Raw genomic sequence first — 10,282 nt, forward strand, 5'->3', positions numbered from 1 at the left:
TTTAAATGGCGTGGGCCCACGGGCCATAACCAATCCGTGGGCCGGTATTAGCATGTTTTTATTTCAAGGTAAAATAAGGGGGTCTCGTGCCACGATATTTGAGAGTTGCACAATGGTTGCTTGAACAAAAGGGGCCAGTTAGCTCACGTGAGATTGCGAAGGTATTCAATGTCTCGACTTGGGCTATAAGCAGTGATTTCGTAAAAATTTGTCATCAATCAGATATTTTTGAATGTAGAGAGATGAAAGAAGTAACAAGAAATGGTAGTGAACACTTTTTACATGTGCTATTTATACATCCTTACATAATAGATAAGCGAGGTGTTGCTAAGTTAGATAATGGCAATGAAAGTCGATTTAATTTACAGAAAACATGGCAGATTTTAATATCACAACCTTGGGGGGAAGTTTCATCTCTCATTCACTGAGTAATCGATTGCCACTTTCATTAATGTAATATTAAACTTTAAATTATATGCATTTATTCTTGTGTGGTTATTTAGAGAATAAGCAGTTCATGCTCTCTGCATATTGAAGATAGGTTTCCCTCTAACTCCACATTTAGCAGCTTTCACTATTGGCATGTATTGATGAATAAATAGCTGTGGGTATATAAAACTGGTTTATCTTCGCTGCGTAGCTGCGGAATTCCCCGCGCTAGAGACGACCATTGAGAATGTACTCATGCACACCTGTCAGAAGTTTCGTTGCTTACGAGGTCGGTTGGCAGCCGCGGATGAAGTGATGAGGGCGTTGGATAAAAAGGGGGGGGCGAGGAATATAAGCCTGATTGACTGGCTGAAGATGTCTGAGAAGAGGCTGACGTTGCTGTCGAGCATTCGGGAAACATTAGTGGATTGATCCATGTAAATCATTACAAACCTGACAACGTCAGAATGAGGCCCCAATTGCTATAAAGTTAGTTTTGCTATCTGAATTCTTCCTTATTCTTTCACCATACGCTCTTGTTGTTTTTGGAGGGTGGCCAACGGCGCTATCAGAGCGCGGTCGGCGTGATGCGATAGAGGCAGCGGTGCGCACCATCCAGCAGATATTGCTCCCGCTCCACCGTCGCCGGTGCCAGCAGCTGGCGAAACAGCGCCAGCTCGCTGCGACAAAAACCGCGGCAGCTGCGCGCCGCCGCACAGATGGGGCAGTGACTCTCCCACAGCAGCCAGCTGCCATCCTCCTCACGGCGGATCTCCGCCATATAGCCTTCGCGGCTGCGCAGCTCCCTGAGCGCCTCCAGCCGACCGGACAACCCCTTGCTGCCCAGCATCTGCTGATAGCGCGCCAGCATATGCTGCTCCCGCTGCAGGATCAGTCGCTCCATCCCCTCCTCGCCAAACAGCTCGCGCACGTTGTCGATCAACTGCACGGTCAGGTCGCTATGGGTATCGGGGAAGCGCTGCCAGGCCTGCTCGGTAAGCTGCCACAGCCGCACGGGACGACCGCGTCCGCGCGCCTCGTCGCTGAATGTGACCCACCCCTCCTGCTCCAGTGCGAGCAGGTGCTGGCGGGCGCCCATGGAGGTCATCTGCAACTGCTCCCCCAGCGCGGCGGCGCTCTGCGGGCCATGGCTCTTGAGCAGAAACAGGATCTTGTCGGTGCTTGCGTTCATGACCCCATTATGGGGAGCCCCCTTTATTAAATCAACAATTCACTTTACTTAATGCCAGTTATCACCCAGCATAAATAAACCAATTACTTTACTTAATAGGTGCGAGATGGCGAAACAACAGCACAAAAAACCCCTCTGGGTGCTGGTGATGACGGTCACGCTGGCGGTCGCCGGCTTCAGCCTCCCCTCCCCGGTATTGGCCCCCTTGCTGCTGGACCCGGCGCAGGGGATGCTGACGCCGGAAGCCTCCGACTGGAGCCGCAAGGTGTGGCTGGGGGTCATCATGGGGCTCTATCCCCTGTTCCAGCTGGTGGGCAGCCCCTGGCTCGGGCGGCTCTCTGACCGCTACGGCCGCAAGCCACTGCTGCTGCTCTCGCTGGCTGGCGTGCTGACCGGCTATGCCCTGATGGCACTCGGCATCGCCTGGCGATCCCTCCCCCTGTTGCTGCTCAGCCGGGTGGTTGAGGGGCTGTGTAACGGCAACATCGCCATCGTGCAGGCAATGGCGGCGGATCTCGCCGGCATGGAGCACAAGGCGCGCAGCTTCGCCTGGATCAATATCGGCATGAATCTGGGCTGGGTGGTGGGGCCGGTGATCGGGGGCTACGCCGCGGTGATCTCGGGGGATTACAGTCTGGCGGCCTGGCTGGCCGTCGCGATGACCCTGCTCAACCTGCTGCTGGTGCTCTGGCTGGTGCCCCATCGTCCGCCGGTGGCGGCCGCCCGGCAGGCACCGCCCCTCTCCAGCCGCCAACTGTTGCTGCAACCGGCCCTGCTGCCCTACTTCGCCCTCACTCTGGTCAGCTATGGCGCAGTGCAGCTCTACTTCACCTACTTCAATATCTGGCTGGTGGAGCGGCTGGCCTGGGATCCGGCCCAGCTGGCGCAGGCGGCGGTGCTGGTGAGCCTGCCCATGATGGCCGGCTCCTGGCTGGGCGGCCGACTTGCCCGCCACTGGCGCGGCAGCTCTCTCGGCATCGTCGGCCATCTGGTAATGGCGACCGGCATGCTGCTCTTTATCCTGCCGAGCCACTGGTGGGGACTGGCGCTCACCTTCATTCCGGCCGGCATCGGCATGAGTCTGGGGGAGCTGGCCACCTCGGTGGCGGTCTCCAACCGCAGTCATGCCGAGCAGCAGGGGCAGGCGATGGGGCTCTACCGCGCCCTCGCGGTGGGCAGCGAGATCCTGGCGGTCGTGCTCGGTAGTCTGGTGCTGCTGGCAGGGAGCGAGTGGCCCTTCTACCTCGCCACCCTCTGCGCTCTTGCCAGCGCCGCCGGTTTCTATCTGCTTCGCCAGCGTGCCGACCGCCGCCAACAGGTGGCCAGCTGCGCCTGAGCCGGCAAAAGATCACAGTTCGGCGCTCCGCCATGCGGCAAAACTTGCATCGGGGCGCCGGGTCTGGGACGGTAAGGCTCTTGCTGGTTTGTTCGATGCTGGAGGAGTTATGAGTGAGTACAAGGCCATCGCCCTCGATATGGATGGCACCCTGCTGACCCGGGATCACAAGATCTCGTCGGCCACCCGGGCGGCACTGGCGCAGGCCCGCGCCCACGGCATCAAGGTGCTGCTGGTCACCGGGCGCCACTTCATGACGGCGCGCCCCTTTCATCACGAGCTGGCGCTCGATACCCCCATCATCTGCAGCAACGGCGCCTGCCTCTACGACCCGACGACAGATCGCATTCTGGCAGGCGATCCGCTGTCCAGCGCCCCACTCAACGCCCTACTGGCACAAGTCGAAGCGCAGCAGATGGGCGCCCTGTTTCACCTGAGCGAGGGGATCGGCTACATCGGCTGCGAGGAGCATGTCACCCGCATCCGCCACTGGTCAGCCAATCAGCCGGATCACCTCAAGATCGCCATCCATCCGGTCGAGGAGCTGGCAGGCTGGCTCGACAACCCGGTCTGGAAGCTGGAGCTGTTCAATCAGGATCCGGCGCGCCTGCACCGCTTTATGGACGAAGAGCGCGATCTCATCCCCTTCACCCGCGACTGGGCTGCCCCCTACGCGGTGGAGCTGGTACAGACCGGCTGCAGCAAGGGCAACCGGCTGGCCCAGTGGGCCGCCAGCGAGGGCATTGCGATGGAGCAGGTGGTGGCGTTTGGTGACAACAACAACGACATCAGCATGTTCGAGCAGGTCGGGCTGGCGGTAGCGATGGGCAATGCGGCGCCGCAGATCCAGCACCATGCCGACCAGGTCACTGCCGATCACAACGAGGATGGCATCGCGCTGGCGCTGCAGCGCTGGGTTCTGCCCTGAGCGGACAGGATGCAAGATGGCCAGCCGCGATGGCTGGCCACAAGAGATGGCTTAGTTGCCGAAGGAGAACTGGATCACCCGATCCGGATAGCGCAGCCGGTCATATTCACGGCGCAGGGATTCATAGTGGCGAATGGCGCGATTGCGCTTGGCGCGGTAGTAGTCGCGCTGCTCGCTGTTGGTCTCGTTGCGGATGCTGCGCTCAAGATCGTCGATATCCCGCTCGGTGCGCTCCAGCTCGTCGCTGATCTCCCGCAGCCGGGTCGCCAGCTTGTACTCTTCATAGCCGCGCTGGTACTGCTTGAGGAAGCTGGCATCATTGGGACAGACACCGCGATACTCCTGCCCCTCCTTGCCCTTGCTGTAGGCCAGCTCGGGGATGCAGTAGAGCTCCAGCCCCTTGTCGTAACCCCTTTTCCACTCCGCCTCGTCCACCTTGAGGCCATACTCGCCGCAGGTGGAGACGTAATCCCGCGCCTGATTGCGGGTCTTGCCCTGCTCACCATCCTGATAGCCAAGGTTGTACCAGCTCATGGTGCGGCACTCATCTTCCGACAGGGAGCTGCATCCTGCCAGCAGCAGCGGCAGGGTGAGCAACAGGATCTTCGAGGACATGGACAGACTCCGGAAAAGACAGTGGCTGGCATTCTAGTGAGGATGGGCAGGCAGGACAAGGGAGCCACCCTCGTCGCTATCCGCCTCTTTTATCTGATGTTTTTATCACTATCAGGCACGGGGCGGTCGCTGGAGGCCGCGTCGCTTTCCTTGTTACGGCTTGCAGGGTAAACTGCGCCATCTTTTAACTGGCGCGCAACAAAAACAATGAAAGTCCTGACCGTCGATTACCGCTCACCCGATGCGGCCCAACGCTTCACCGAATCCCTGCGTACTACCGGCTTTGGTGTGTTGACCAACCACCCCATCCCGAAAGAGCTGGTGCAATCCATCTACGACAACTGGTATCGCTTCTTCATGAGCGAGCAGAAACAGGATTTTCTGTTCAACCGCGAAACTCAGGATGGCTACTTCCCGCCATCGGTGTCCGAGGTGGCCAAGGGCCATAGCCAGAAGGATATCAAGGAGTACTTCCACATCTACCCCTGGGGCCAGATGCCAGAAGAGCTGAAAGAGCAGGCGATGGAGTACTATCGTCTGGCCAACGGTCTGGCCGCCGAGCTGCTGGGCTGGGTCGAGCAGCATACCCCGGCCGATATCGCCGCCAACTACAGCTGCCCCCTCTCCTCGATGATCGACGATAGCCAGAAGACCCTGCTGCGGGTGCTGCACTATCCGCCGTTCAACGGCACCGAGGAGCCGGGTGCCATCCGCGCCGCTGCCCACGAGGATATCAACCTGCTCACCATCCTGCCCGCAGCCAACGAACCGGGTCTGCAGGTGAAGGGATCCGACGGCGAGTGGATGGATGTGCCGTGCGACTTTGGCACCCTCATCATCAACATCGGTGACATGCTGCAGGAGGCCTCCCGCGGCTACTACCCCTCCACCACCCACCGCGTCATCAACCCGACCGGCGGCAGCGCAGCCAAGTCGCGCATCTCCCTACCACTGTTCCTCCATCCGCGGCCCGAGGTGGTGCTCTCCGAGCGTCATACCGCCCACAGCTACCTGATGGAGCGGCTGCGCGAGCTGGGCGTCATCTGACCCGCCCCGCCAGTTTGGCATCAACCAAAAACCGGAGCAAAAATGCTCCGGTTTTTATTTGTTGGCACAATCACACAATTAAGCGAATTTTATTAGTCAATCATGCCAATAAATCGCATTTACGGCTGACAAGCTGCGTAGTGATTGCGGACCCCTTTCCGTAATATGAGCGCCATTCTGGCCCAGCCATGGGCCCTCGATTGGAGTTCAAATGATGCAGTCCCAATGGTCCTCCCGCCTCGGCTATATTCTCGCCGCCGCCGGCTCCGCCGTCGGTATCGGCGCAATCTGGAAGTTTCCCTACGTTACTGCCGTCAATGGCGGCGGTGCCTTTCTGCTGGTCTTTCTGCTGTTCAGCTTCACCCTGGGGGTCGCCGTGCTGATGGGCGAGACCCTGCTTGGCAGCATGAGCCGCCGCGGCGTTGCGGGCGCGTTTGGCGAGCTGCTCGGCAAGCGCTGGAGCTGGGTCGGCGTCATGGGGGTGCTGAGCACCCTGCTGATCTTCTGCTTCTACAGCGTGGTGGGCGGCTGGACCCTGGGTTATACCGGTATGGCCGCTGCCGGCCAGCTCAATCATGGGGATGCGGCGGCCCTCACCGCCCGCTTCAATGACTATGTCAGCGGCGACGTCTGGCCCATTCTCACTCATCTGCTGTTTGCGGCACTGACCTGGATGGTAGTGCAGGGCGGGATCCAGAAAGGGGTGGAACGCACCCTGCGCTGGATGATGCCAGCCCTGTTCGTGATGATCCTGATGCTGGTCGCCTTTGGCCTCACCCTGCCCAACGCCATGGAGGGGGTGCGCCACTTCCTGATGCCCGATTTCAGCAAGCTGGGGATGTCCGGCGTGCTCGACGCCATGGGGCTGGCCTTCTTCTCCCTCTCCATCGGTCTGGGTATTCATACCACCTACGGCGCCTACCTGCCTTCCAGTGAAGGGGTTGGTCGCTCCAGCCTCTGGGTGGTGTTGCTGGCCAGCATGGTGGCGGTACTGGCGGGTTTGATGATCTTCCCGGTGCTGGCATCGACCGGTATCGACCCTGCTGCGGGCCCGGGCCTCACCTTCATGACTATGCCGGCGGTATTCCAGCTGTTGCCCTTCGGTCAGGGACTGGCGGTGATCTTCTTCTCCTTGCTGGTCTTTGCCGCGCTCTCCTCCGCCATTTCGTTGCTGGAGCACCTGCAGTGCTTCCTGTGCGAAACCTGGGGCTGGTCGCGTCGTACCGCCTGCAGCGCCATCACCCTGTTCGTCATGGTGTGCGGCATTCCGGTCAGCCTGTCGTTTGGCCCGCTGCAACACGCAACCCTGTTTGGCAAAACCATCTTCGAGCTGCTCGACTTCATCACCTCCAACCTGATGATGCCGCTGTTCGGCCTGATGCTGACGCTGCTGCTGGGCTGGAAACTGGGGCGCAAGGCGCTGCCACAGGGGCTCTCTGCCCACTGGCATCACCTGCTGATGAACTGCTGGCGCTGGATTGCTCCGCTGCTGATCGGCGGGATCCTGGTTCGCGGTCTTATCTGAGGATCAATGATGATGGGTGGGCTCACCGGCCCGCCCCTCTATGGCTCTCACCTTGTCCAAGGCTTGTTGCCAACGGGCTATCTCACCATCGTCAGTGGCTCTGGAGAAGGCGATGTAGAGGCCAGCCTCATGGAGCAGCACGCCACTGCTGGCCACGCTGTGACGGGATAGCCCCATCTTGTCGAGGGTGGCATCCATTACTCTCTCCGCCATCGGCAAGGCATCTATCTTGCCCAGCATCAGCCGCTCGATAGCCTCTGTCACCGTCTTGTAGCGCACCAGATTGGTGTAGCCCTCATGGGTCAGCCGCACATCATCGGCATTGCCAAGCACCACCCCGACTCGCGGCAGTTGACGCAGCTGAGCCAGTTCGGTCAGCGGACGGGCACTGCCCGGTGCCTGATAGATAAAGACCCGGTTGATAAAGAGGGGGCCCACCCATTTGAACAGCGCCTCCCGCTCCGGGATCCGCTGCACCACAAAGAGCGCGTAACCCGGCTCGACCTGAGTCAGCGCCAGCGCTCGTTTGAGCGGATAGAGCCGGACGGGATAATCACTACCCAGCTCATGTTGCACCTGCTGCACCAGTCGAATAGCCAGACCGTCGAGCTTGCCGTCGCGGGACTCGGTAAAGGGGGGCAGGTCATGACTCAACAGCGTTAATCCCGGCTGGGCCGACAAGCTCAGACTCAACAACAGCCAGGGCAAAACCATCCATCTCATACGACATCCTGTCTCATATTTGGCGCTTGCCGGGTCAGCTGATGACCGCAAGTTCCACAAGAAGCTAGCTGGATTATCGCCCAGTAACGGGTGAAAGGGGATAAAAGATAGGGCACGCCAGCCCCGCCTCTGCGGTGAACCATGAATGCAGCCCATCGCCATCAAAAAAATTTATTTTATGTGTCAATTATTCTTTCCATGGTTTAGGCTGTCCCCTCATTCACTATTCAGGCTGTCACCCATGTCTGCCATCCTCGTGCTGTTTGGTCGATTTTTTATCTCGCAAGAGAGGTGACCTTGCACGCACAGCTTGTCTGAATGTTCATTGCAAAGGTCGCCTCCGGCGGCCTTTTTTATTGTCTGTCGTTTATTGCTACAGAGGAGTATTGCTTCGATGTCGTGTTACCCGGAGGTTGTATGAGCCAGGTTCAGTGGTCTTCCCGTCTCGGTCATGTGTTGGCCGCAGCAGGTACAGCGATTGGCCTTGGTGCCATCTGGAAGTTTCCCTATGTGACCGCCACCAATGGCGGCGGCGCCTTCCTGCTGGTGTTTCTGCTGTTCAGCTTCACCCTGGGGGTAGCGGTACAGGTCGGCGAGACCCTGCTCGGCAGCCATAGCCAGCGCGGGGTGCTCGGAGCCTTCCGCAAGCTGGTGGGGCCGAACTGGCGCTGGATGGGGTATATGGGGATCGCATGCGGCTTCTTTATCTACAGCTTCTACAGCGTGGTGGGCGGCTGGACCGTGGGTTATGCCGCATTGGCGATGGCAGGCAAGCTCAACCTGAGCGAAGGAAGCGACCTCACCGCCCTGTTCAACGGCTACGTCAGCAACCTCTGGTGGCCGGTGCTGACCCATCTGATCTTCGCAGGCCTGACCTGGTGGTTCGTGCAGGGTGGCATTCAGAAGGGGGTGGAGCGGGCGCTGCGCTGGATGATGCCGGCGCTGTTCATCATGATGTTGCTGCTGGTGGGGGTAGGCCTCTCCATGCCCGGCTCCATGGCGGGTGTGCGCCAGCTGCTGCTGCCGGACTTCTCCATGCTGACCGGCCAGAGCGTGCTGGATGCGCTGGGGCTGGCCTTCTTCTCCCTCTCCATCGGGCTCGGGGTACATACCACCTACGGCGCCTACCTGCCCAATAGCGACGGCGTGGTGCGCTCCGGCGTCTGGGTCGTCACACTGGCAAGCCTGATCTCGGTACTGGCGGGGCTGATGATCTTCCCGGCGCTGGCCTCCACCGGCATCGACCCGACTGCCGGGCCCGGGCTCACCTTTATGACTATGCCCGCCGTCTTCAGCCATCTGCCGTTCGGTCAGGGGCTCGGCGTCGTCTTCTTCCTGCTGCTGCTGGTCGCCGCGCTCTCCTCCTCGATCTCCATGCTGGAGCATCTGGTGCGTTTCACCACAGAGGAGTGGGGCTGGTCACGCCGCGGCGCCTGTCGGGTGCTGACCCTGCTCATCATGGCTTCCGGCATTCCGGTGAGCCTCTCGTTTGGCCCATGGAGCGCTCTGACCCTGTTTGGCAAGACCATCTTCGAGCTGCTCGACTATCTCACTTCCAATCTGATGATGCCGCTGTTTGGCCTGGTACTGACCCTGCTGCTGGGCTGGCGACTGGGTGATGCCATTCTGCCTGCAAGCCTGTCACCCACCTTGCGCCTTGCGCTGCTCTGGTGCTGGCGCGTGGTGGCGCCGCTGCTGATCAGCGGGATCCTGATCCGCGGGATCATGTAACGTCGATCATCGCGATGAGGGCAGGCTCTGGCCTGCCCTTTTTCTTGCCGCTCGCCAGAGGCGGCAGTCAAGGAGCAGCAATAAGATGAGCAGACATCGGCAGAATAAGAGCGGGAATGGAAGATGATGGGTGAACTTGGATAAGCCGGGGGCAGAGCAACGGACAGGTTAAGAGATCAAGCAATAGGAGATGCTGGCACGCTGAATTTCAGGCAAAAAAAATCCCCATCTAAGTGGGGACTTTCTCTGCAACCGCAGCTGATATCTCAGCCTCGCTTGCGAATATGGTGGTCGTTACTGGGATCGAACCAGTGACCCCCTCCTTGTAAGGGAGGTGCTCTCCCAGCTGAGCTAAACGACCTGGGATTCTGAAATGAATGGTGGGTCGTGCTGGATTCGAACCAGCGACCAATTGATTAAAAGTCAACTGCTCTACCGACTGAGCTAACGACCCATCTAAATCATTTTTTAAACTTTTTACTGCAAATATGGTGGTCGTTACTGGGATCGAACCAGTGACCCCCTCCTTGTAAGGGAGGTGCTCTCCCAGCTGAGCTAAACGACCTGGGATTCTGAAATGAATGGTGGGTCGTGCTGGATTCGAACCAGCGACCAATTGATTAAAAGTCAACTGCTCTACCGACTGAGCTAACGACCCATCTAAATCATTTTTACAAACTTGGTGGTCGTTACTGGGATCGAACCAGTGACCCCCTCCTTGTAAGGGAGGTGCTCTCCCAGCTGAGCTAAACGACC

At 59.2% G+C, this 10,282-nt stretch carries 9 protein-coding genes and 5 tRNA genes; 6 read left to right on the plus strand and 8 right to left on the minus strand.

Annotation, left to right across the window (positions count from 1 at the left end):
- Window positions 1-86: 86 nt before the first annotated feature.
- Window positions 87-428 (plus strand): HTH domain-containing protein, encoded by a 342-nt coding sequence (locus tag AACS24_RS11525; RefSeq protein ID WP_108570760.1) that lies wholly within the window; start codon window positions 87-89, stop codon window positions 426-428.
- A gap of 569 nt (window positions 429-997) precedes the next feature.
- Here AACS24_RS11525 and AACS24_RS11530 read toward each other — a convergent pair.
- Window positions 998-1,621: a helix-turn-helix transcriptional regulator gene (locus AACS24_RS11530; RefSeq protein ID WP_108570761.1), complete on the minus strand. Its 624-nt coding sequence runs from the start codon at window positions 1,619-1,621 to the stop codon at window positions 998-1,000.
- Window positions 1,622-1,727: 106 nt separating this feature from the next.
- Here AACS24_RS11530 and AACS24_RS11535 point away from each other — a divergent pair, with 106 nt between their 5' ends.
- Both AACS24_RS11535 and AACS24_RS11540 read left to right on the plus strand, forming a co-directional pair.
- Window positions 1,728-2,957 carry an MFS transporter gene (locus tag AACS24_RS11535; protein WP_108570762.1) on the plus strand — a complete coding sequence of 410 codons (1,230 nt, stop codon included), beginning with the start codon at window positions 1,728-1,730 and terminating at the stop codon, window positions 2,955-2,957.
- Window positions 2,958-3,066: 109 nt separating this feature from the next.
- Window positions 3,067-3,885 (plus strand): Cof-type HAD-IIB family hydrolase, encoded by an 819-nt coding sequence (locus AACS24_RS11540; protein WP_108570763.1) that lies wholly within the window; start codon window positions 3,067-3,069, stop codon window positions 3,883-3,885.
- Between the two features lie 51 nt (window positions 3,886-3,936).
- On the opposite strand, the gene AACS24_RS11545 is transcribed toward AACS24_RS11540, so the two are convergent.
- A complete protein-coding gene (locus AACS24_RS11545) occupies window positions 3,937-4,500 on the minus strand; it encodes a DUF2799 domain-containing protein (protein ID WP_033113966.1) in 564 nt (187 codons plus the stop codon).
- Between the two features lie 207 nt (window positions 4,501-4,707).
- Between AACS24_RS11545 and AACS24_RS11550 the strand changes: the two genes are divergently transcribed.
- Together AACS24_RS11550 and AACS24_RS11555 are read left to right on the plus strand one after the other, a co-directional pair.
- A complete protein-coding gene (locus AACS24_RS11550) occupies window positions 4,708-5,547 on the plus strand; it encodes an isopenicillin N synthase family dioxygenase (protein WP_108570764.1) in 840 nt (279 codons plus the stop codon).
- Window positions 5,548-5,758: 211 nt separating this feature from the next.
- Window positions 5,759-7,072 (plus strand): sodium-dependent transporter, encoded by a 1,314-nt coding sequence (locus AACS24_RS11555; RefSeq protein WP_108570765.1) that lies wholly within the window; start codon window positions 5,759-5,761, stop codon window positions 7,070-7,072.
- 3 nt (window positions 7,073-7,075) lie between these two features.
- Here the strand turns inward: AACS24_RS11555 and AACS24_RS11560 are convergent, their stop codons facing one another.
- Window positions 7,076-7,795, minus strand: a complete 720-nt coding sequence (locus AACS24_RS11560) for a substrate-binding periplasmic protein (RefSeq protein ID WP_033113969.1) — start codon at window positions 7,793-7,795, stop codon at window positions 7,076-7,078.
- A 417-nt stretch (window positions 7,796-8,212) separates the two neighbouring features.
- Between AACS24_RS11560 and AACS24_RS11565 the strand changes: the two genes are divergently transcribed.
- The gene (locus tag AACS24_RS11565) at window positions 8,213-9,526 is read left to right on the plus strand and encodes a sodium-dependent transporter (RefSeq protein WP_108570766.1); all 1,314 of its coding nucleotides are present in this window, start codon (window positions 8,213-8,215) and stop codon (window positions 9,524-9,526) included.
- A 285-nt stretch (window positions 9,527-9,811) separates the two neighbouring features.
- Here the strand turns inward: AACS24_RS11565 and AACS24_RS11570 are convergent.
- The 5 genes from AACS24_RS11570 to AACS24_RS11590 all read right to left on the minus strand — a co-directional run bounded on the left by AACS24_RS11570 (window position 9,812) and on the right by AACS24_RS11590 (window position 10,282).
- Window positions 9,812-9,887: transfer RNA gene (locus AACS24_RS11570), tRNA-Val, on the minus strand.
- Between the two features lie 17 nt (window positions 9,888-9,904).
- A tRNA-Lys gene (locus tag AACS24_RS11575) sits at window positions 9,905-9,980 on the minus strand.
- A 35-nt stretch (window positions 9,981-10,015) separates the two neighbouring features.
- A tRNA-Val gene (locus AACS24_RS11580) sits at window positions 10,016-10,091 on the minus strand.
- Between the two features lie 17 nt (window positions 10,092-10,108).
- Window positions 10,109-10,184 (minus strand) — tRNA-Lys (locus tag AACS24_RS11585).
- Window positions 10,185-10,206: 22 nt separating this feature from the next.
- Window positions 10,207-10,282, minus strand: a tRNA-Val gene (locus AACS24_RS11590).

The sequence above is a fragment of the Aeromonas sp. HMWF016 genome (assembly GCF_963878195.1).
Taxonomy (GTDB): Bacteria; Pseudomonadota; Gammaproteobacteria; order Enterobacterales; family Aeromonadaceae; genus Aeromonas; species Aeromonas lacus.